The sequence below is a fragment of the Methylocapsa acidiphila B2 genome (assembly GCF_000427445.1).
GTDB classification, from domain to species: Bacteria; Pseudomonadota; Alphaproteobacteria; order Rhizobiales; family Beijerinckiaceae; genus Methylocapsa; species Methylocapsa acidiphila.
Genome location: NZ_KE386496.1, coordinates 398,640 through 420,917, shown reverse-complemented (window position 1 = coordinate 420,917; position 22,278 = coordinate 398,640). Strand labels below are relative to the sequence as shown.

Genomic DNA, 22,278 nt, shown 5'->3' with positions numbered 1-22,278 from the left:
CATGAAAGCTGCGCCACATGTCCACGCGTCTGCGCCTTTTGTTCCTTTTTACTCTCGTGGTCGCCGTCGCGCCCTTTGACCCCGCGCGGTCAACCGACAATCCACCAAAGCCAGTGAGCTTTCCGAGCCTCGACGGAAAAACGCAGCTTGTCGGCTATGTGTTCATGCCCGAGACGGCGGCGCGGAGCCCACGACCCGCCATCGTCATGATGCACGGACGCGCCGGTCCTTACTCCTCGACCGCCAATGGGGTTTATGACGCCTCCACCCTGTCGAGGCGTCACGCCGCGTGGGGGCGGTTCTGGGCGGATCAGGGATTTGTCGTGCTTCTCGTCGACAGTTTCGGCCCGCGCAGCTATCCGGAAGGATTTCCGATCCATTCCTACAAGGATCGGCCGGAGGCGGTCAATGAAGTGACCGTGCGTCCGCTCGACGCCTATGGCGCGCTCGTCTATTTGCGCCAACAGGCTTTCGTCGATCCGAAGCGGATCGCGCTGCAAGGGTGGTCGAATGGCGGCAGCGCGGCGCTGGCGGCGATGTCGGATGCGACTCTCGCGGAAAATCAGCCAGCCGCGCAAGCCGGCTTTGCGGGCGCGGTCGCATTCTATCCCGCCTGCGCCTTGCATGAGCGTTTCGACGGGACCTATCGTCCCTACGCGCCAGTGCGCGTGTTCTCCGGCGACAATGACGAAGAAGTTTCCGCCGAGCGTTGCGTTGGCCTCGTCGAGAACTCGGCGCGTCGCGGCGGGGACATCGGCATAGAGGTGTTTTCCGGCGCGACGCATGGTTTCGACGATCCTAGCGAGAAACGCCAACGGATCGTCGCCAACCGCGAAGCTGCCCATGACGCCGTGGAGGAAACCCTTCGGTTCGTCCGAAAATTGCTATCGCCATAGGGCATCATGATCCCATTGCTAAGGAGCCCGTCTCAAACTTGGGGGGCTAATCCGCCTGACGTCGGAACGTCGATAACTGCGGGACCCCGATACTAAATATTTGAATTGCTTAACTGATGAATTCACTTCGGACTCATATCAACGCCCTTCATTCCAGACTCACGAAGGATTCTTTTTACGGTTGAGATGATTTCATGGCGCGAAGAGGATTCGCGTCATGCCTTCAGCGGTGAGTTTGCGCGCCCCCCTCGATGCGATTGTTAAGATTGATCGCGGCGGCTTTCATCATGCGAATGCAGCCTGAAGAGACGGCCTTGCCGATCGTCTGCGGCTCTTTGGTTCGATAGATGCAAAGCAGCGCGTCCCTGTCGCCTTGGTAGAGATAGAGGGTCCGGGCGCCGAGTGGTCTGCGCCCCTTGAAGTGATCCATCCGGTATATTGGTCCGCGGACCATTTGGAAGGATGGAGCGATGGGAATAAAGCGGCACAAGCCGGAGGAGATGCTCGCCAAGCTGCGTCAGGTTGATGTCCTGACGGCGCAGGGCAAGTCGATCGCCGAGGCGGTGAAGACGATTGCGGTGACCGAGACGACGTATTTTCGCTGGCGCGCGGAGTACGGCGGCCTGAAGAGCGACCAGGTCAAGCGGCTGAAGGACCTGGAGCTGGAGAACGCCCGGTTGCGGCGGGTGGTGTCGGACCTGACCCTGGACAAGCTGATCCTGACCGAAGCCGCCCGGGGAAACTTCTAAGCCCCGCCCGTCGCCACGCCTGCGTCGATAAGGTGCGGTCGGAACTGAAGGTGTTGGAGCGTCGCGCCTGCGCGGTGCTCCGGCAGCCCCGGTCCACTCAGCGCAAGCCCGCCCGCGGCCGCGACGATGAGGCGGCTCTGACCGCCGACATCGTCGAACTCGCCAAGGCCTATGGCCGCTACGGCTATCGGCGGATCACGGCTTTGCTGCGCCACGCGGGCTGGATGGTGAACGCCAAGCGGGTCCAGCGGATCTGGCGACGGGAGGGGCTGAAAGTCCCACAAAAACAACCAAAACGCGGCCGGCTGTGGCTGAACGACGGCTCCTGCGTGCGCGTGTGCGCCGAGCGACCCAACCATGTATCGGCCGATGACTTCGTTGAGGACCGGACACATGACGGGCGCAAATATCGTATGCTCAATGTCATCGACGAAGTCACTTGCGAATACCTGGCGATCGGGATTGATCGAAAGCTCAACTCGACGACAGTGATCGACGTGCTGTCGGACTTGTTCATCCTGCGCGGCGTTCCTGACCACATTCGTTCGGACAATGGCCCTGAGTTCGTCGCCAAGGCGGTGCGAGACTGGATCGGAGCCGTCGCAGCCGAGACCGCCTATATTGAGCCAGGCAGCCCGTGGGAGAACGGCTATTGCGAGAGCTTCAACTCGAAGCTGCGCGACGAAATGCTGAACGGAGAAATCTTCTATTCCCTCAAGGAGGCAAAGGCCGCGATCGAAGCCTGGCGACGGCATTACAACGAAGTCCGGCCACATTCATCGCTGGGATATCGGCCGCCGGCGCCGATTGTTCTCTTCCCTGAGCGCCCCGCTGCGCTAACCCGACCAGCTCCGCCGGGCGCTCAGCCGCTGGCCCTGAGACCAGTAATGCACTAACATTTAACTCGGACCACCTAGTGGGGGCAGGTCATTTTCCATCGGGTCCCAGGAGACAGTCAACTTCAACCAGCCGAGCAGCTCGTCGGTGACGCTCAACCGCGTCATCGGCAATGAGCAAAGCGTCATCTCCGGCGCGCTCAACGCCAATGGTCAGGTCTTCATCATCAATTCGGCGGGCGTCCTCTTCACCAAGGATTCGCAGGTCAATGTCGGCGGATTCGTCGCCTCAACGCTCGACATTTCCAACAAGAATTTCATGGCCGGAAACTACGTATTCTCTGGCTCCTCCTCGGCCTCCGTGGTCAATATGGGCACGATCCACGCAGCCGACGGCGGCTATGTCGCGCTGCTCGGCCAAACGGTCTCCAACCAGGGCGTGATCACGGCCACGCTGGGGACCGTCGCGATGGCCTCGGGCAATAAGATCACCCTCAATTTCAACGGAGATTCCCTTGTCGACGTGACGATCGACGAAGGGACGCTGAACGCGCTGGTGGAGAACAAGGGCGCGATTAAGGCCGACGGCGGCCGCGTCGTCCTGACGGCCAAGGCGGCCGACGCGGTGCTCTCGGCGCAGGTCAACAATAGCGGCGTCATCCAGGCGCAGACCATGGCGGCGCTCAAGGGCGGCTCCGGCGCGTCGGGCACGGCCCATGTTGGGTCGATCAAGCTTCTGGCCTCGGGCGAAACCGTGAAAGTCGCCGGCAAGCTCGACGCCTCGGAGCCGAAGGGCGGAAATGGCGGCAAGATCGAGACCAGCGGCAATCGGGTGACGATCGCCGAAGACGCCGTCATCACGACAAAATCAGCGAGTGGCGAGAATGGCACTTGGCTGATTGATCCGGTGAACTTCACAATCGCTGCCGGCGGCGATATAATGGGCGCCCAGCTTGGGAACCGCTGGCCAATGGCGATGTGACGGTCCAGGCGGTGGCCAAAGACGGCAATGGCGGCTCCATCAACGTAAACAATCCGGTGACCTGGTCATCAGGCGGTGCTTTGACGCTTACAGCAGACACGAACATCAACGTCAACGCGAAGATCACCGGAAGCGGCGCCGCCTCGGCGCTTACACTAAGAGCCGGGTACGATATCAACATCTATGCGCCCTCCCCTTTTGTCGTCAATCCGCTCACGGCAGATGCGGGCAACAACATCAATATAAAGGCCGCGCAGGGCTGGACCACAGCTGGCTCATGGGCGTTTACGGCCGCGAATAGTATCTTTGTCTATGATACGGTGAACTGGTCTGAAAATACACCGCTGGCGCTCTCCGCATACTCCGCAATAAACATCAACGCGGCGATCACCGGAAGCGGCGCGCTTGGGCTTAACGCGGGAACAGACGTCAGCATTAACGCGCCTTCCACCCTCGCAGTCAATACGCTCACTGCGACCGCAAGCGACAACATCAATATCAATGGCCCCCAAAGCTGGACGGCACGAGGATCGTGGACGTTTACGGGCAATAACATCAACATAAGCGACATACCGAACTGGACGACGGGCGCCTTGGCGCTCAACGCCGGCGCCAATATCTTCGTCAACAATCTGATGACCGCGACCGGATCGGGAAGCCTTGTCGCCACCTATGGCTCAGGCGCAAACGCCAATGGCAGCCCCAATGGGCTTTACATGAGCCTCGACACCTCCGGCTCCTACACGGGTAGGATCTATTTTTCGAGCAACGGGCGCGTGACTCTGCAGGGCCAGAATTATACTGCCATCAATCGGTTAAGGATCTTGATGCGGTCCAGAAAAATCCAACTTCGAATTACGTGCTTGGCACCAGTCTCGTCAATCTGACTCTTGCAGACGTAAAACCCCTCGGATTTTCGTCTGTAAACCAACTCACTGGGAACTTTAACGGCTTCGGTCATACGCTGACTCTCTCGCCGCTTTCGACCATATCGATTAGCTCGCCGCTTTCGATCGCCTCGCTTAAAGACATCAACCTTGTGCTGACATCGGCAAGCGATATCAACATAGATGCGCCTGTGATCTCGGGAGCCGGCCTCCTGACATTCACGGCTGCAGACAATATAAACCTTAACGCATCTGTCACGGACCTTGGCGACAATACCGGCTCGTTCGCCTTCGTGGCCGGAAACAATATATCGGTCGGACAATCTGTCGGCGTGAGCGCCGCGAACATCTTCATTGATGGACCTGTCTCTTGGTCGGCGAACACGTTGACGCTCGACGCGGCAAGCAATATTTACGTCAACGCCGTGATGACCGCGAGCGGCACAGCGAGCTTCGTCGCAAACTATGGTTCCAGGACGAATGTCGATGGCAGCTCGAACGAACTCTATATGGAGTTTGGCACAACGGATGGCGTTGGCAATGGGACATTCGTGGGCAAGCTGGATTTCAGCGGTTCTAGAACACTTACCTTAAACAACCACGTCTACACGCCCATCACGAGCTGGGATCAATTGACGGCTATTAGCGGCGTCGCCGGCTATTATGCGTTGGCCAGCGATCTGACTGCCCCAAGCACGGCTTTGAGCGGCGCGCCGATTGCCGAGCTGGGCCAGACCCAGAGAATTAGATTCCACACCGTCGTGACGCCCGCTACTCTCGACGGGCTTGGTCATACGATATCCAATCTGACCATCAACGACGTCAGCGGCGCTGGCAATGACGCCCTGATCAAGACAGTTGAATGAGGCAGCGTTGTCCGAAATATCAGGGTGGTCAATGTCAATATTACGAGCGGGGCCGCCGCTACTGAAGATAGCGCAAACGGCTATAATGGAGGGCTGATTGCCGCGAGCTATGGCTCAGTCATCAATGCTTTCGCGACCGGAAGCATCACGGGAGTGGGCGCCATCGTGATTGGCGGGTTGATCGGGGAATCCATCGACAGCTCCATCAGCAATTCTTACGCTGATGTGACAATCAATTCGCCGGGCGGCAGCTTCGTCGGCGGTCTGCTCGGATATGATAAGGGCGGGGCCGTCATTGACGCTACTGACGCCGCGGACAGCTACGCCAATTACGTCGGAAGATTTGTAGGCGCCAATTACGGCGGCAATATCAGCCGCTCTTACGCGACCGGCGACGTGACCGCCTGTGGTAACGTTGGCGTGCTGATCGGCTACAATATTAGCGATTCCGTTCTCAATGGCAACATAGATCATTCCTACGCCACCTGGACCGTGAGGGGCAATGTTGCTTCTTCTACTAATCTTGGCGGGCTTATCGGCGAAAATGACGGAGGCGATGTCAGCTACTCTTACGCCACAGGAGATGCGACCGGCGGCAATACGATCGGCGGTCTGCTTGGGTCGAACGGCCAAACACACAGCCAGAGGCCTTCAGGCTACGTTACGGATTCCTACACCACCGGAAATGTGACGGCCACGAATGGGAACTACGGCGGCGGCCTTGTAGCGGGTGCTGGTGGCGTCTTCATTCGCGATTACGCCAAGGGAAATGTAACCGCTTCTGGCGACTACGCCGGCGGCTTGGTTGGAGATGGTGGTGAAATCATTAATTCCCAAGCCTACGGGACAATGTCGGGCCGCGATTACGTGGGAGGAGCGCAAGGATTCGGCTCCTTTCTTGACGGCGCCAGCGCCTCGGGAAATGTGACTGGTCGAAACTATGTTGGCGGGCTGCTTGGAAAGAGCCTGGGCGACAGCTACGGCCCGGTCGTCATTTTAAACTCCGAATGTGACGGCGCCCGGCGACTACGCCGGCGGCCTGGTCGGCGCGAATGTCGGATATAGCAATTCTCCAAATGAGGGCTTTTTCGGCGGCAATACCGCCGTTGGCTCGGTGTCTGGCGATGGCAGTCACGTCGGCGGGCTAGTTGGATCCAGCGAGGGCGGCGTCTTCAAAAACAATGACTATCACGATAATGCCGCCAACGTTTCCACCTCCACCGCCGCAGCTCAACAGCTTGCGCAGGAGGCGGCGACCGCGACGGCGGCGGCCAATCTGATTTCGACCACCAATGTGGAAATGACGGCCCAGACGCCGCCGAGCGGCGCGCAATCAACCGCGGGCAAAGAGAAAGTCGCCGCCATCGCCGGCCCCAAAATCGACGACAGCCTGACGATCAAGGAGAGCGAGTCCTCCTCCGCGGCCGGCGCGGGACATGCCAGCCGGGGCGGCGATGCGGGTGCGAAATCGAGCGATCGGGACGAGTCCGAGGAAGATGACGCGCCGCGCCCCCGCCGGAGTCACATTGCCCAGTCGGCTCGAAAGGCCGCCGCCAAGCCTCGTGGCGCGGGCTATGGCGCGGCGATCCGCCATATCGAGATCGACGGTCAACGCTTCAAACTCGAGGACGACTCCGCGAAAAAGGAACGAGACGCCGAGCCAGTGGGCACCGTCACATTAACTGACATGGAGCGAAAGGCGGGGTACGCATGAGCCATGTCGAACCTTCGCGAACCGCTTTATCGGCGTCATCGGTTTCCGCCCGAGATCATCAGCTATTCGGCCTGGCTCTATTTCCGCTTTTTTCTTGAGCCTGCGCATGGTCGAGGAGATGCTCGCGGCGCGAGGCGTATGCGTGAGGTACGAAACCGTGCGGCGATAGGCAATTAAATTGGGCCGGACGAAGATGCCGCAGCCCCGACTGATGCGCATCAGATCTATCGAGCCGATCTGGCGAAGCCTATTCATTGCCAGGAGTTCGCCGCGAAACAGAGAGTGGGCGGCCCTTTCCCTCCGATGTCGCCAAGGCTGCTCGAAACGGTCAGAACGAAATGCTCCGACGCAAATCGATCGAAGATTGATTAAAATCATTTTATCACAGCGAACGGCACCTAAAATATTAGTGCTATTTAATTCGCCAATAAAACGACGAATACCCCATCCGTAAGACATACGCGCGCAGAGCGAGAGTCGGCAACCCAAGCCGAAAGACGACGCCTTACACTACTCAATATAAATGCGGATTGATCGCCTTAAAGGCACCCACAATACGTATTTTTATCCAACGGATCAGGCTAGCGAAATGAAACTAACCGCTGAACACGGCTACGTCGATCTCCCGGAGCATATTAATACGCTTGCCGCAAAAGGCTTGTTGCTGACCGTTGATCGCCCGATCAACAAAGACACCGAGATGCATCCATTGGTTCGCTGGCAGTACCGTGGCGGCATACCGGAAGATGGCCGCAAAGCCTTTCTTTTCACAAACGTGACGGATTCCAAAGGGCGTCAGTACCCGGATGGCTCTGTGGCGATCGGGGCGCTTGCCGGGACCGAGGAAATCTACGCGATCGGCATGAACCGGCCGGCCAAAGACATCGGCGCGGCGTGGCTCGATGCAATCGCCAATCCCGTTTCCCCGCGCGAGGTGGCTGAGGCCCCCTGCCAGGAGATCTTAATCACCGGCGATGCGCTGAAGGGCGAAGGCAATGGCCTCGACGCCCTCCCTATTCCAATCTCCACTCCAGGCTTCGACGTCGCGCCCTATTTAACTGCGGCGCTGTGGATCACTCGGGACCCGGAAACAGGCGTCCAGAATCTCGGCCTCTACCGCGGCAACTTGAAAGCGCCGGATCGACTGGCCGTGATGATGGAGCGCACCACATTGGCCGGCGGCTACGTGCACTGGCAGAAATACCGCGCCAAGGGCGAGCCTATGCCCGTGGCCGTCGTGCTCGGAGCGCCTCCGATCGTGGAGTTCACCGGGCCACAGAAGCTTCCCCTCGACGTCGATGAGTTGACAGTCGCCGGAGGATTGGCGGGCTGCCCCATTAATGTAGTGCGCGCCAAGACGGTCGACCTCCTCGTGCCCGCCGAAGCCCAGGTGATCATCGAGGGACTGATCGACACGAAAGAACTGGAGCCGGAAGGCCCCTTCGGCGAGAGCCACGGCTATATGGCATTGGAGGAGTATAATTTCCGGATGAACGTGACGGCAATCACGCGGCGCCGAAAATACATTATATCCTCCATCATCTCCCAAATTACACCCAGCGAATCGAGCGTCATCAAGAAGGTGGCGTATGAACCGCTTTACCTTTCTCATCTGCGCGACACGCTCAATATCAAAGACGTCTCGCGCGTCACCCTGCATGAACCCTTAACGAACCTTCGTCCCTTTGTTTTCGTCACGGTCACACACGGCGCGCCGAAGACTGAAATCTGGCGGGCTTTGACGGGCGCGGCGTCGTTCACGCCAGCAATCGGCAAATTCTGCATCGCAGTCGACGAAGACATCGACGCTGGCGACACCAACCATGTTCTCTGGGCCATGGCCTACCGCTGCAATCCGATCGAGGACATTCACGTCGTGCCCCATCGCGGCAAAGGCCACGGTCCGAGTCTAAAGAGCGCGCAAGACAACTCGACAATGCTCGTCGACGCAACTGCCAAAGGAACCCTTCCTCCTGTGGCTCTCCCAAAGCGCGAGTTCATGGAGCGCGCAAAGGCCATTTGGGAGGAGCTTGGATTACCTAAACTGAAGCCAGAGTCTCCGTGGTTTGGCTATTCGCTCGGCGATTGGAATGATGAGTGGGATCAATGCGCAGAGCGTGCTGTCGAGGGCGACTGGTTCTTGAACGGGCGCCGGTCGGAAGCATCTCAGAGCAACTCGGCTGAACCGCAAGAGAGGGTCGACAATATCCGGCTGGAAAAAGAAAGCTAAGGCGCCGAATTTCACCCGTCTTGATCGACACCGCCCCGTGCAAGGATGTTGTCATAAAGGGCAACGACGACGACCTCGCACGCTTTGCGCTGTTCCTTCACCATTCTCACGACAGCCAGGCCTATATCCAAGAGACCAGCGTCGTCTAGCGCTACCCCGACACCCAACTCATCAACTGTGGCATGTACCGGCTTATGTAACGGTCGAAAGACGAAACAAACGTCAACATGCGAAACGCCAGCCACAATTCGCGTGTCAACGCCAAACGCTGCCAGGAACTCGACCGCATCGCCGACCGCTAGCCTGGATATCCGCACACGCTCGCGGATACGTGTTTCGTGTATGGGTGCTAGGAAGCCAGCGGCAAATACGGACTAAATTGAAAGCTATCTCAAGAGTATCTTGTTTAATCGGAGCATCAGCGATGAGTGATATCTCTCTTGAAAAGAATCCAGCGAGACATGCCCCCGCACAAGCGGGTTTCAAACGCAACTATGATGACCTAAACGACCATCTTGAGAAGCTGAAGAACTCAAACCTACTGTGGACAATCGACGAAGAAATGAACAAGGACAAGCATCTGCACGCATTTGTCCGTTGGGGTTATGTTGGCGACGTTGGAACCGTGTTGGCGAACAATCCGAAGCGAGCGTTCTTATTCACCAATGTTACTGACGCAAAGGGCCGGAAATACAAGGGAGACTGCGACGTTCAAGTCGGCGGCACGGCCGGTTCGCCGGAGATATATGCGGCGTCAATGGGCATAGACTATAAGGGCGAAAGCCTTTCGGACCTCTCGCAAAAGATTTTTGAAAAATGGACCCATGCTTTTCAAAGCCCCCTCCCTGCCGTTGAAATCCCCTCGGAGGAGGCGCCTGTTCATGAAGTCATTCTCCTAGAGAAGGATATTCAGGGTGGCGCTGGAAAAGGGCTGGATGCACTTCCGGTTCCCAACAACACGCCGGGTTGGGACACCGCGCCGTATTTTTCGGCTGGGCTCTTCGTCACGCTGAATCCGGACACCGGAATTCAGAACATCAGCCAGAACCGTTGCAGTCTGAAGAATTCCGACCGCATGACCGGCATGTGGCTCATTCAAACCAACGGCGGCGCTCATCAGAACTGGGCAAAGTACAAAGAGCGCGGCGAAAAGATGCCTGTGGCCTTGATCGTCGGGGCGCCTCCGACCCTGCAAGTTGTCGGACCTCAGAAAGTTCCCGAATATCTGGATGACATGGATGTTGCAGGAGCGCTGGCCGGCGCACCTTATCGGAAGGTGAAGTGCAAAACAATACCGCTCATGGTTCCTGCCGACGCGCAGATCATTATTGAAGGCTGGCTTGATCCCAGTAAATTGGAAATGGAAGCCCCCTTCGGTGAATCCTACGGCAATATGTCCGTGGAAGAATACAATCACTCCATAACCGTCACTGCCATTACGCGCCGGAAAAAGGCGATTCTGACCTCGATGATTTCGCAGATGGCCCCGTCCGAATCCGGCGTCATCAAGCAGCTCAATTATAGCGCGGTTATGCTGAACCATCTGAAGAACACCCTGTATATCCGGCAGGTGAAGGACGTCGTCCTTCATGGCCCTATGATTGGGGTTTCGAGGTTCACCGTGATCGTCCTGGAAAAGAATACGCCAAGAACCGAGATTTGGCGCGCCCTGGAGGGCTCCACGACCTTTATGCGCTCCGTAGGCAAGATCAGCGTAGCCGTTGACGAGGATATAAACCCGAACAGCGTCGAAGAAGTGTTATGGGCGATCGCCTACCGCACCGACCTGACGAAATCCGTGAAAATCGAGGACCATCAGGCGAACGGTCACGCGCCCAAATTGCGCGACCGCGAGTGGGAAGCCAAGATCATGATCGACGCAACCATGCATTATCCCATGCCGCCGGTGGCGCTACCCTCCAAGGAAATCATGGAGGAGGCCAGGGTTATATGGGAGAAGGCAGGCCTCCCACCTGTCACGCCACGCTGGAAATGGTTCGGCTACAGCTTAGGCGACTGGTGCGACGAGTGGACGAGATGCGCCGAACGAGCCGTTAACGGAGACTGGCTGATCAACGGCCTGAGAACCGCACGGCTCGTGGATACCGACGCGGTAGGCGGTCCTACGGCCGGCGTGCCGCACGCAGGGGTGGTTACCTGGAACGAAGAGACCGGACAGGTGGACTACCCACCAGGATTCCCGTTGAAGGATCGTTTCGATACCGATGAATAAAATTCGTCGCCTGCGTTATTGTTAAACACGTGGACGCCCGGGACTCCGACGGCTGGCGGTTTGCGCCAGCCTGCTCGTTTGGCGCGCTCAAACTGAGAGAATGTCATGAAACGACTTATCGTTGGACTGTCCGGAGCCAGCGGCGTCATATTCGGCGTTCGACTCCTCGAAGTCCTCAAAGACATCCCAGAGATCGAAACCCACCTCGTTGTGAGCAAGGGCGCGGAAGTCACGCTGGGATTAGAGACAGAAAAAAACATCGCGGAGGTCAAACGCCTCGCCGACGTCGTTCATGAGCCCGGCAATCTGGCTGCTTCTATTTCCAGCGGTTCGTTTCGAGTTATGGGCATGGCGGTCGTTCCGTGCTCCATGAAGAGCCTGGCCCAAATCGCGTTATCGCTCAGCGACAACCTTCTCGCACGCGCAGCCGACGTGACCCTTAAGGAGCGCCGCAAGCTGGTCCTTGTTCCACGGGAAACGCCCCTTCACCTGGGTCATCTGCGGCACATGGCGGCTATAGCGGAAATGGGTGGGGTGATTCTTCCACCGGCGCCCTCCTTCTACCATGGACCCAAGACTATCATGGATCTTGTGGACCAAACCGTCGGCAAATTGCTCGATCAGTTCGAAATCGAACATGATCTGTTTCGGCGATGGGGCAACGATGACACTCGATCAATTTGATGCCTCGGTCAAAACGATGTTGACCTCCGTGACGACCATGACGCTGGCCACCAGTGTCGACGGGCGTCCGTGGGCGACAGATGTTTATTTCGCGGCAAACGGCTACGAACTCGTCTTTTTCTCCTCGGCTGCTTCCCGACATTGTCAAAATCTTCTGGCAAATTCAGCCTGCGCCGCCACGGTGCATCCGCCGGCTGCTTCGTGGCGTGAGATCAAAGGACTACAGATGGAGGGAATGGCCGAGCCCGTGGCCAGCGTCGAGGCGACGGCGCACGCGTTCATGGTCTATTTCGCCAAGTTCCCTTTCGCACGCGACCTGACGTTGAACCCGCTGGAGTTGGCCAAAAAGGCTTTTGAAGTCAGCGCGCATGTGTTTCGGCCAGCACGCATCCGTTACATCGACAACGCCCTTGGTTTCGGCACGCGGTTTGCCATACGCCTGGAGAACGGAGTCCCGGTCGGACCGCCTGAGCGAGAGCGGGCGGCCGATAGATAACATTTTTTCGCAACGAATAAGCTGAAGCTGTAGTCTCCTTAGTGGGGACAACTCATGTGCAGCCACCAAGGCTTTGATGTCTCTCATCCGCCACCACTGCCTAATGCCCCCCATGGGAGCCGCCGCCCTAGAAAATAAGGTACATGGACGTCGAAGCAAAAATCTCGAATGACCGGGTCGACGCCCCCGGAAGTCCCATCATGGCCGCCGGGCCCCGCCAAATCGCCAGGAGCAGCGCTTCACGGCGTCGTCATTGCATCAATCATCCACCGACTTTTTCAACAGTATCGGCGCACTGGAGACAAAATTCGAGCCGAACGTGCGCTGAGCGGCGATCCTCATCGACCAGTTGGCACATAATGCCCACGAATTTTGGCACGCCGTGTCATTTCTTCTGGCAAATCCGCGGCATCATGGCGCAAACGCACCAAGCGCCGGGCTGACATCATATTGGCTTGAGGACGATAATCACCTTGATCGTTTCGAGATCGAGGAAGGTCATGGCGGAGAGCCACGTTGTGTCCGCGCTGGTCGCGAAGCGCGCTGAGATTGCAGGCGTCATCGCCCAAACAGAGCGCCAGCTTGGTCAATTCCGCGCAGATCTCGTTCATCTTGACGCTGCGCTTCGCCTGTTTGCTCCGGAATTGGAGCCGAAGACGATCCCGGCGATGAGAGTCCGTCAAGCCGATCTCTGGTTCGAGCAAGGAGAATTGCCGCGCCGCATGCTCGACGCGCTGCGGCGGGCGGATGAGCCGATCCGCGCGCCCGATGTAGTCCGGGCCGTGATGATCGACAAAGGTCTCGCCCCCGCCGATCGCCAAAGCTTCGCCCGCGTTCAGTGGAAGGTCAGAGACACTCTGAACCGCCTCAACAAACGCGGGCTGCTTGTTCCGGACGGCGTCGGCCATGGCGTCCTCTGGCGCATCGCCGATCACGCGGCATGAGAAAACTCCTCCTTTTGCAGATTGAGTAGAGTTCGAAACGGAAGCTTCCGGTAGGCGAGCAAGATTCCGCTGGTCGCTGAGAATTGCCGATGGCGGGACTTGCATTTGAACACGCGGCGACACCGATAGGTATAGACGGCCGGGCAGCTGCAATGGGGGCAGACCGGGGAACCGTCAGAATCTGCCCACCGCATCTCGCAGAGCATCTTGTGGGCTGCGTCTTCCGACAAACCGCAAAGATCGACTAGCGACAGGGTCCGCGCTGCCGCGGACATAAGAAAATGTTGCGCCACGGCAGCAATCCAGAAAAATGGCCATGGCTATGTTTTTACGGTATAGTGACGCTGACGTCTACTTTAAGTAATTGACTTTGTTGCTTGGTGCGTTTGCTCCATGATGCCGCGGATTTATCAGATGATTTTGATGCGGAGGCGGTATTTAAGCTTACGAAATTGCGTTACAGATATCACTGCGGCCGCCGCGACGTCGGCGGGCTCTTACTGTCCGGCGACGTCGTCGTGATGGACAATCTGTCGAGCCACAAGGGTCCGGCCGTTTCCGCAATGATCGCAGCGGCGGGGGCGAGCGTGCTTTACCTGCCGCCTTACAGCCCGGACTTCCACCCGATCGAGAAAGCCTTCTCCAAACTCGAAGCGCATCTGCGAAAGGCCGCCGAAGGAACCGTCAGCGGCCTCTGGGACGCCATCGGCCGCCTCATCGACCTCTTCACGCGGCAAGAATGCGTAAAATTCTTCGCCGCCGCAGGATATGATGCAACATGAACGAAAAACGCTCTAGAGCTTGTTGTGCAGCATCCCCAAGGACGGCCGTGCATAGGCACGGCCGTTCCTCGCTTTCCCAAGAGCTTGCGCGACGAGGAGCCTGTTCTCAGGCCTTCAGGGTCACCAGACCGCCCATCGCCGGATCCGACACGCTGTCGCGCCCGGTCTCGACATGCCCGGCCAGGCGACGCTCGAAGCTCGGGTCCTCCGCGACCGTGACGAGCACGTCGTACCAGCCTTGGAACCGGTCAAGCGACAGCTGGAAGTCGGCATGCCCGTCCGAGGGAAGCGCGCGATGGACCTTCTCGCCCGTGTACGCATCAAGCAAGGTCACGCTAGCGTTCCGCGAGCCAGCATTCCGGACCGACAGTGAGAACGAGCCGTTGTCGTCGGATCCGTATTCGTGTTCGGAATGGACATCGACCGCCACGGCGCTCAAGCCGACGCTGCCCTTAAAGTAACGCGTGAACCCGTTCGGGCCGTAGACGGTCAGGTCGTATGAGCCAGAGACCGTCCAGCTTCCCGACAGCTGTTTGCCAGCCTCGACTGTGTAGTTGCGGACCGGATCGGTTGTTTTGCCAGAGCGCACTTGGAACACTGCGCCCGCGCTGCCGCTGTTGACAAAGCGCAGTTCGACCGTGTTGGTGAAAGCGCGGACCATGCTGTGGACGTTCAGCTCGTAGGGCAAGGCGCGCGCCGGGCGGACGCCCTTTTCCTGCGGGGGCACGCCTATGATCACATTCTTCGCCGTAGGAGTGACGCTCGGCGGATTGACGGCGCCAGAGAGCTCTCCGACTGGAGGCAGGAAGGTTTTGGTGGACGGCAGATCAACCGGCTTGTCATTCGGGTTCTTGAAGTTGAACACGGATGTCAGGTCGCCGCAGACGGCGCGCCGCCAGGGCGAGAGGTTGCGCTCATAGACCCCGAAACGCTTCTCGATGAACTGGATCACCGAGGTGTGATCGAAGACCTGCGAGTTCACATAGCCGCCCTTGCTCCAAGGCGAGATCACGATGCACGGCACGCGGGTGCCGAGGCCGATCGGGGCATTCGGCGTCGAGGTCGTGACGATCTCGAGGCGGTAGTCGACCGTCGACCCGCCGAGATCGGGCGCAGCTGGGAACGAGGGCGTCGCCGGCGGCGAGGGCTGAACGAGGTGGTCGAAGCTGCCGTCGGCTTCGTCATAGTTGACGATGAAGACGGTCTTGCTGAACAACTCGGGCTTCGACACTAGGGTCTCAAGCACCTGCGAGATGTACCAGGCGCCATAGTTGACCGGGTTGGAGGAGTGCTCGGTGTATCCGGCCGGCGCGATCAGCCAGGAAACCTGGGGCAGCGTGCCATTCTTCACGTCGTCCTTGAAATATTGGAACTGGCTCTCGGCCCACGTCTCCCAGGCCGAGGCCGGAGCGCTTGCTGGAGGTTGGTTGACGGCCAGCTCCGTCCCGGTGCAGGCGTTGTCGAACAGCGAAGTTCCGGGGCTCGACGCCGCATATTGGGCGAAATAGAGCAGCGCATTGTCGGTGTAGTTGCCGTCGAAATTGCTGGCGGTTGAGCCGTCGCCGAAGTCCGGCGCGAAGGTGGCGCCTGCTAGGTCCTGATAAATCCGCCAGGTCACGCCCGCCTTGTCCAGCACCTCGGGCAGCGTCTCCCAGGCCAGATAATTGCCGAGCGGGCTGAGGCCGTTGCCGGTGATCGGGCCCGAGCCGTGGCCGTCCGTGCCCTCCGCTCCGAGATAGCTGACGTTTCCGATGCAGCCGGTCCATAGGTAGCAACGATTGGGATTAGTCGGGCCCATGATCGAGCAATAGTAGTTGTCGAGCACGGTGAAAGCGTCGGCCAGCGCGTAGTGATAGGGAATGTCGGCGCGCGTGAAGTAGGACATCGCCAGCGGGCCCTTCTGGATCGCCCAGCTGTCGTACTGCCCAAAGTTCCAGGCGAGATGCGTGCCGTCCCAGCCGTGGTCGGTGCCGTCGATGTAGCTGAAGCCGAGGCTCGTGAGCCCGGAGCCGATTTTCGAGGGATCGATACGAAACGGCGGGATCACTTGAACGCCATTCGCCGGGCCGCCCAGATTGCCGTAATTGGCCGGCACGCTGAAGCCGGCGCTGACGTTGGCTGGGCCCGCCGGCTGCAGGAATACCGAGGCCTTGACGGCGCCGCCCGACTGAAGCGGCAGATTGATCTGGACCGCGCGCGGATCGGCAAAGCCGCGGACGCCGCGCAGCGTGCCGAAGTGATGGTCGAACGGACGGTTCTCCTGCATCAGGATCACGATATGTTCGACGTCCTTGATGGTGCCCGTGCTGTTGTTGGCCGGGATCGCAAGCGCCTTCGTGACGCTTGAGCCAAGCGTGCTAGCCATGGCGCCCGTGCCCAGCATTTGCAGGAACCGACGGCGATCGGTATTGTTCATCGGATTAGGTTCTCCCCCGAGTAACGTAGCGTGCGTGATGGATAGACGCCGGCCGACTTGCAGCCTCCCCAATGTCCGTCCGGCGCGGCATGCATAAAAACTGGTCATTGCTGGCTGATGAAGCTTAAGCGAAGGAACTGTGACTGAGCTTTATCTCCGCGAATCCGAGGCGGACGCCGCCGCCAGCGAGTTGCGCCGCATTGAGGACCTCACGCGAGGGCGTCGGCACGCCGAGGCGCTGGAGGCGGCCAGCGCGCTGCTGCAGCGGGCCCCGTCGCAACGGGCGGCGCTGTACTGGGCGGCGCTGAACCAGCGGCTGCTCGGTCAGGCGAAGGATGCGCTCGCGACGCTGGACGCGTTTGAACGGGCGCATCCGAACTACAGCCTCCTTTTTCAAGAGCGCGGTCATTGCCTCGCAGCGCTGGGCGATCCCTCGCGCGCCATCGCGTCTTTCGAACGCGCGGTCGCGCTGAATCCCGCCCTGGCGCCTAGCTGGGGGATGCTGGAGCGACTGCTGAGCGCGGCCGGCGAGCCGCAGAGGGCGAGCGTCGCGGCGCAGCGCCTAGCGAAGCTGCAGGAGCTACCGCCCGCGATCGTCGAGGCGGGTGGCCGGTTCTGCGACGGCGAGCTTTCCGCAGCGGAAAATCTTCTGACAAGTCAGATCGCTGGAGAGGGAAGGCATGTCGAGGCGCTGCGCCTGCTCGGGCGGATCGCGCAACGGCGTGGCGCGATGGATCGGGCCGAGGAGCTCGTTCGCGAGGTGGTCGAAGCCGCGCCGGGTTACGCCGATGCGCGGCTCGATTACATCCGCATTCTAATAGAGCGCCAGAAATATCCGGCGGCGCTGGAGCAGGTCGAGCACCGGCTGCGGACCGCGCCCTCCGACCCCGAGGCCCGATTTCTTCGCGCCACTATACTCGCGGGCCTCGGACGCCATGACGAGGCGATCCCAATCTTCAGCGAGCTGCTCTCGCAGACGCCGCAGCGCAATCATCTGCGGATCGTGCTGGGCCACTCGCTGAAGGCGCTCGGCCGGGCCGAGGAGGCCGTGCGCTCCTATAAGGATGCGACCCGCGGCGAGGCCGATATCGGCGACGCCTATTGGAGCCTCGCCAACCTGAAGACCTATCGGTTCAGCGACGACGAGGTCGCGCGCATGCGGGGCCTTGAGGCGCTTTCTCGCCCGGGACTGCCGGACCGCGCGCACCTTTGCTTCGCGCTCGGAAAGGCGCTGGAAGATCGGGGCGACTACGGCGGGTCCTGGGCATTTTACGAGCGCGGCAATTCGCTGGTGCGGGCGAAGAGCGGCTACCGTCCTGAGGCGATTGAGGGCGCCGCCCGGCGCTTGCTCGAGGTGTGCAGCGAGGAATTCTTCGCCGCCCGCACCGGCGCCGGCGCAGCGGCTCGCGACCCGATCTTCATCGTCGGGCTGCCACGCTCGGGCTCGACGCTGCTCGAACAGATCCTGGCCTCGCACCCGGACGTCGATGGCACGCAGGAATTGCACGACATCCCTCGCATCATTTCGGAATTCCAGGGGCAGGGATCAAATGGCGGCGGTGCGCGCTACCCCGACCTGCTGCCGGGCCTGGATCCGCTCTATTTTGAGCGCCTCGGTCTCCGCTACCTGGACGAGACTCGTGTCTATCGGCGGGGGCGGCCACGTTTCATCGACAAAATGCCGAACAACTTCCGGCACATTGGCCTGATCCACCTGATGCTGCCGAATGCAACGATCATCGACATCCGGCGCGAGCCGATGGCCTGCTGCGTCAGCAACCTAAAGCAACTCTATGCAAGAGGGCAGGAGTTCTGCTACGGGATCGAGGAGATCGCACGGTATTACCGGACGTATCTCGAGTTGATGCGTCACTGGGATCGGGTCCTGCCGGGACGGGTTCTTCGGGTCAGCTACGAGGACCTGGTCGAGGACCTCGGCGCCAGCGTGCGCGGGATTCTTGCCTATTGCGGACTCGAGTACGACCCGGCATGTCTGGCGTTTCACCGCAGCCCGCGCGCGATAAACACCCCCAGCTCGGAACAGGTGCGCCAGCCGCTGTTCCGAGAAGGAATCTCCCACTGGCGGCACTACGATCCCTGGCTCGATCCGTTGAGAAAGGCGCTGGGCGACGCAATCGGTCGGTACCGCGATTAGCGCAGCGGTGGAACCAGTTATGAGGTCGCCCCATTGCGCGAGACTTTTGCGGCATCATGGAGCAAACGCACCAAGCAACAAAGTCAATTACTTAAAGTAGACGTCAGCGTCACTATACCGTAAAAACATAGCCATGGCCATTTTTCTGGATTGCTGCCGTGGCGCAACATTTTCTTATGTCCGCGGCAGCGCGGACCCTGTCGCTAGTCGATCTTTGCGGTTTGTCGGAAGACGCAGCCCACAAGATGCTCTGCGAGATGCGGTGGGCAGATTCTGACGGTTCCCCGGTCTGCCCCCATTGCAGCTGCCCGGCCGTCTATACCTATCGGTGTCGCCGCGTGTTCAAATGCAAGTCCCGCCATCGGCAATTCTCAGCGACCAGCGGAATCTTGCTCGCCTACCGGAAGCTTCCGTTTCGAACTCTACTCAATCTGCAAAAGGAGGAGTTTTCTCATGCCGCGTGATCGGCGATGCGCCAGAGGACGCCATGGCCGACGCCGTCCGGAATGTCAATTCGCTTCCAACTACGACCGCGTTTTTGCGTCCAATTTCGCCCCCTCTTGGGTGAAGGAGTTTGCTTCTTCACGTAGTGCATAGGAGGGACCCGCGCCCGTAGCGCAGCGCCCTCGGCGTTGCACGGAGCGGAGGGCGTGGGAGGTCCCTGTGCACCCACGAGGAGAAGGTCCCGGGCGACGGCGCGGATGAGGGCTTGGTCAGGTTCGGTTTTTGAAGCGCTAGCTGGTGTTGCCGGTCTCGATGATGTCGCAGTGGTGCGTCAGGCGATCGAGCATGGCGGTGGTCATTTTGACGTCGCCGAACACCTGGGGCCAATCGGCGAAGGCGAGGTTGGTGGTGATTAGCAGCGAGGTGTTCTCGTAGAGTTTGCTGATGAGATGGAACAGCAACTGCCCGCCGGATTGGCTGAACGGGAGATAGCCGAGTTCATCGATGACGATGAGATCGTGGCGGAGCAGTCTCTCGGCCAGGCGGCCGCTCTTGCCTGTGAATAAGCATGGAATAAGGACGCCAGTTTTGGGGTGATTTGCGTCCAATCGGGGCCCCGGAGCTGAGGGTCCACACTGGCCTCCTGGATTTTGGGAGGCCGAGATTGGAATGCTTGTTGTGGAGACGATCGCCAAAATTCGTCGGGCGTATTTTGTTCAGAAGAAGCCGATCAAGGAGATCTGCCGGGAGCTGCATGTGTCCCGCAAGGTCGTCCGGAAGGTCATTCGTTCTGAAGCGACCGAGTTCCATTACGAGCGCTCGATGCAGCCGATTCCCAAGATCGGGCCGTGGCGCGAGCGGCTGGATGCCCTGCTGCTGGAGAACGAAGCGAAACCGGCGCGCGAGCGATTGACGCTTGTTCGGCTGTTCGAAGACCTGCGCGGCTTTGGTTATGACGGCAGCTATGACGCGGTTCGGCGCTACGCGATAAGCTGGCGCAAGGAGCGCGGCGCGGCGTTGGCGCAAGCCTATGTGCCGCTCGCCTTTGCTCCTGGCGAGGCCTACCAGTTTGACTGGGGCCACGAAATCGTCGTGCTGAACGGCGTGACGACGACCGTGAAAGTCGCGCACATGCGGCTCTGCCACAGCCGCATGCTGTTTGCGCGCGCCTATCCGCGCGAGACGCAGGAGATGATGTTCGACGCGCATGACCGTGGTTTCGCCTTTTTCAAGGGCGCCTGCGCGCGCGGCATTTACGACAACATGAAAACCGCGGTGGAGACGATCCTCGTCGGCAAGGACCGACGATACAACCGCCGCTTTCTTCAGATGTGTGGGCATTATCTCGTCGAGGCCGTGGCCTGCACGCCGGCGTCCGGCTGGGAAAAGGGACAAGTCGAGAACCAGGTCGGCCTGGTGCGCGAGCGCTTTTTCACGCCGCGTCTGCGATTCAAGAGCTACGACGAGTTGAACGCCTGGCTTCTCGACAAATGCGTCGCCTACGCCAAGGCCCATCGTCATCCCGAAATTGCCGACAAGACGGTGTGGGAGGCTTTTGAGGAAGAGCGCCCCAAGCTCACGCCATTGGGCGGTCGCTTTGACGGCTTCCACGCGGTGAGCGCTTCGGTGTCCAAGACCTGCCTGGTGCGCTTCGACAGCAACAAATATTCGGTCAAGGCGAGCGCCATTGGCCGCCCCGTCGAGATCCACGCTTACGCCGACCGCATCGTCATCCGTCAGGATGGACTCGTGGTCGGCGAACACCGCCGCCGCTTTGGCCGCGAAGAGACGGCCTACGATCCTTGGCATTACGTGCCGGTTCTGGCGAAGAAGCCCGGCGCCTTGAGGAACGGCGCGCCGTTCAAGGATTGGGTTTTGCCCGCCGCGATGGAGAAAATCCGGCGCAAGCTCACAGGCTCCGCCGACGGCGACCGCCAGATGGTGAAAATCCTCGCGGCGGTTATCAACGATGGTTTGCCGGCGGTCGAGGCCGCCTGCGCCGAGGCTTTGGACCAGGGCGTCCATTCCGCCGACGTCATTCTCAACATTCTGGCGCGCCGCCGCGGTCCTGGTCCGCCGCTGACCATCGTCACCCCGGACGCCCTGAAGCTCCGGCATGTCCCGCTCGCCGATTGCGCCCGCTACGATCAACTGAGGAATTCAGGCTGATGATGGAACGCACGCAAATCTTCGACCTCATGGGAGAACTCAAGCTGTTCGGCATGAGGAGCGCCTACGATGAAGTGATGAAGTGATGTCGACCGGCATCAAGCGGCAGCATGAGCCGCCACAGATTGTCGGCGATCTACTCAAGGCCGAAATCGCCGAAAAACAAGCGCGCTCCATCAAATATCAGATGACCATCGCCAAACTTCCTTTGGCGAAGGACATCGACGACTTCGAGTTTGACGGGGCGACCGTCAACGAAACCCTGGCGCGCGATCTCGCCGGCGGCGGCTTCGTGGCGCAGCAGCGCAACATCGTTCTCGTCGGCGGCACGGGAACCGGCAAGACCCATCTCGCCATCGCCATCGCGCGCAGCTGCATCCGCTCCGGCTTGCGTGGGCGCTTCTTCAATGTCGTCGATCTCGTCAATCGGCTGGAGTCGGAAACGCGCGCCGGGCGTCAGGGACGCATCGCCGATTACCTCACCCGGATGGACTTCATCGCTCTCGACGAACTCGGCTATCTGCCCTTCGCGCAGGCCGGCGGGCAATTGCTCTTCCATCTCGTCAGCCGGCTCTATGAACGCACTTCGGCAATCGTCACCACCAATCTGGCGTTCGGCGAATGGCCAAGCGTCTTTGGCGACGCCAAGATGACGACCGCGCTGCTGGATCGTCTCACCCATCACTGCGACATCGTCAAACCGGCAACGAAAGCTGGCGCTTCAAAAACCGCGCCTGACCTTCAAAGCAAAGCCTCTCCCCACCGCGCTCGCCCCGGCTGCGCAACCCCGACCAG

At 59.8% G+C, this 22,278-nt stretch carries 18 protein-coding genes and 4 pseudogenes; 18 read left to right on the top strand and 4 right to left on the bottom strand.

Features of this window, described 5'->3' with window-relative positions; all coding sequences use genetic code 11:
* The first annotated feature begins 17 nt into the window (after positions 1-17).
* The gene (locus METAC_RS0103300) at positions 18-896 is read left to right on the top strand and encodes a dienelactone hydrolase family protein (protein ID WP_051335347.1); all 879 of its coding nucleotides are present in this window, start codon (positions 18-20) and stop codon (positions 894-896) included.
* A 223-nt stretch (positions 897-1,119) separates the two neighbouring features.
* On the opposite strand, the gene METAC_RS0103295 is transcribed toward METAC_RS0103300, so the two are convergent.
* Positions 1,120-1,326: a L,D-transpeptidase family protein gene (locus METAC_RS0103295; RefSeq protein ID WP_026605928.1), complete on the bottom strand. Its 207-nt coding sequence runs from the start codon at positions 1,324-1,326 to the stop codon at positions 1,120-1,122.
* A 40-nt stretch (positions 1,327-1,366) separates the two neighbouring features.
* Between METAC_RS0103295 and METAC_RS0103285 the strand changes: the two genes are divergently transcribed.
* The 12 genes and pseudogenes from METAC_RS0103285 (at position 1,367) to METAC_RS0103225 (ending at position 13,517) form a co-directional block, all read left to right on the top strand.
* Positions 1,367-2,541, top strand: a protein-coding gene (locus METAC_RS0103285) for an IS3 family transposase (RefSeq protein WP_156898090.1) whose coding sequence is annotated in 2 segments (ribosomal slippage) — positions 1,367-1,631 and positions 1,631-2,541 — 1,176 coding nt in all. Because the reading frame shifts where the segments join, the coding sequence is not laid out codon by codon here.
* Between the two features lie 88 nt (positions 2,542-2,629).
* The gene (locus tag METAC_RS25045) at positions 2,630-3,463 is read left to right on the top strand and encodes a two-partner secretion domain-containing protein (RefSeq protein WP_026605925.1); all 834 of its coding nucleotides are present in this window, start codon (positions 2,630-2,632) and stop codon (positions 3,461-3,463) included.
* Between the two features lie 11 nt (positions 3,464-3,474).
* Positions 3,475-4,350 (top strand): autotransporter outer membrane beta-barrel domain-containing protein, encoded by an 876-nt coding sequence (locus tag METAC_RS25040; protein WP_198017157.1) that lies wholly within the window; start codon positions 3,475-3,477, stop codon positions 4,348-4,350.
* On the top strand, positions 4,323-5,216 hold the full coding sequence (locus METAC_RS0103270; RefSeq protein ID WP_026605923.1) for a hypothetical protein: 894 nt from the start codon (positions 4,323-4,325) through the stop codon (positions 5,214-5,216). The genes METAC_RS25040 and METAC_RS0103270 overlap by 28 nt, the downstream gene beginning before the upstream one ends.
* A 24-nt stretch (positions 5,217-5,240) precedes the next feature.
* Positions 5,241-6,281, top strand: a complete 1,041-nt coding sequence (locus METAC_RS0103265) for a GLUG motif-containing protein (RefSeq protein WP_026605922.1) — start codon at positions 5,241-5,243, stop codon at positions 6,279-6,281.
* Positions 6,226-6,930, top strand: a complete 705-nt coding sequence (locus METAC_RS0103260; RefSeq protein ID WP_026605921.1) for a hypothetical protein — start codon at positions 6,226-6,228, stop codon at positions 6,928-6,930. Before METAC_RS0103265 ends, METAC_RS0103260 begins: the two co-directional genes overlap by 56 nt.
* Positions 6,931-6,933: 3 nt before the next feature.
* Positions 6,934-7,096: pseudogene (locus tag METAC_RS25640) on the top strand (IS6 family transposase); the annotation flags it as partial.
* Between the two features lie 423 nt (positions 7,097-7,519).
* Entirely contained in the window at positions 7,520-9,160 is a 1,641-nt protein-coding gene (locus tag METAC_RS0103250; protein WP_026605919.1) for a UbiD family decarboxylase, read from the top strand.
* A gap of 424 nt (positions 9,161-9,584) precedes the next feature.
* The gene (locus METAC_RS22155) at positions 9,585-11,393 is read left to right on the top strand and encodes a UbiD family decarboxylase (RefSeq protein ID WP_051335346.1); all 1,809 of its coding nucleotides are present in this window, start codon (positions 9,585-9,587) and stop codon (positions 11,391-11,393) included.
* Between the two features lie 105 nt (positions 11,394-11,498).
* Entirely contained in the window at positions 11,499-12,077 is a 579-nt protein-coding gene (locus METAC_RS0103235; protein WP_026605918.1) for a UbiX family flavin prenyltransferase, read from the top strand.
* Positions 12,058-12,573 carry a pyridoxamine 5'-phosphate oxidase family protein gene (locus METAC_RS0103230; RefSeq protein WP_026605917.1) on the top strand — a complete coding sequence of 172 codons (516 nt, stop codon included), beginning with the start codon at positions 12,058-12,060 and terminating at the stop codon, positions 12,571-12,573. The genes METAC_RS0103235 and METAC_RS0103230 overlap by 20 nt, the downstream gene beginning before the upstream one ends.
* Positions 12,574-13,073: 500 nt before the next feature.
* Entirely contained in the window at positions 13,074-13,517 is a 444-nt protein-coding gene (locus tag METAC_RS0103225; RefSeq protein ID WP_026605916.1) for a hypothetical protein, read from the top strand.
* On the opposite strand, the gene METAC_RS27415 is transcribed toward METAC_RS0103225, so the two are convergent.
* Positions 13,505-13,792, bottom strand: coding sequence for a transposase (locus METAC_RS27415; protein ID WP_026605913.1), 288 nt, complete (start codon positions 13,790-13,792; stop codon positions 13,505-13,507). The two genes, METAC_RS0103225 and METAC_RS27415, sit on opposite strands and share 13 nt — an antisense overlap.
* Before the next feature lie 222 nt (positions 13,793-14,014).
* On the opposite strand from METAC_RS27415, the pseudogene METAC_RS22150 reads away from it, so the two are divergent.
* Positions 14,015-14,299, top strand: a pseudogene (locus tag METAC_RS22150) (transposase); the annotation flags it as partial.
* 106 nt (positions 14,300-14,405) lie between these two features.
* Here METAC_RS22150 and METAC_RS0103210 read toward each other — a convergent pair.
* The gene (locus METAC_RS0103210) at positions 14,406-16,715 is read right to left on the bottom strand and encodes a phosphocholine-specific phospholipase C (protein WP_026605915.1); all 2,310 of its coding nucleotides are present in this window, start codon (positions 16,713-16,715) and stop codon (positions 14,406-14,408) included.
* Positions 16,716-16,854: 139 nt separating this feature from the next.
* On the opposite strand from METAC_RS0103210, the gene METAC_RS0103205 reads away from it, so the two are divergent.
* Positions 16,855-18,870 (top strand): tetratricopeptide repeat-containing sulfotransferase family protein, encoded by a 2,016-nt coding sequence (locus METAC_RS0103205; protein WP_198017155.1) that lies wholly within the window; start codon positions 16,855-16,857, stop codon positions 18,868-18,870.
* A gap of 176 nt (positions 18,871-19,046) precedes the next feature.
* Positions 19,047-19,334: a transposase gene (locus METAC_RS27410; protein ID WP_026605913.1), complete on the top strand. Its 288-nt coding sequence runs from the start codon at positions 19,047-19,049 to the stop codon at positions 19,332-19,334.
* A 270-nt stretch (positions 19,335-19,604) separates the two neighbouring features.
* On the opposite strand, the pseudogene METAC_RS22145 reads toward METAC_RS27410, so the two are convergent.
* A pseudogene (locus METAC_RS22145) lies at positions 19,605-19,871 on the bottom strand (ATP-binding protein); the annotation flags it as partial.
* 112 nt (positions 19,872-19,983) lie between these two features.
* Here METAC_RS22145 and istA point away from each other — a divergent pair.
* Both istA and istB read left to right on the top strand, forming a co-directional pair.
* The gene (gene istA, locus METAC_RS0103190; protein ID WP_026605912.1) at positions 19,984-21,483 is read left to right on the top strand and encodes an IS21 family transposase; all 1,500 of its coding nucleotides are present in this window, start codon (positions 19,984-19,986) and stop codon (positions 21,481-21,483) included.
* Positions 21,483-22,221: pseudogene (istB, locus tag METAC_RS22140) on the top strand (IS21-like element helper ATPase IstB). The gene istA and the pseudogene istB overlap by 1 nt, the downstream one beginning before the upstream one ends.
* Positions 22,222-22,278 lie beyond the last annotated feature (57 nt).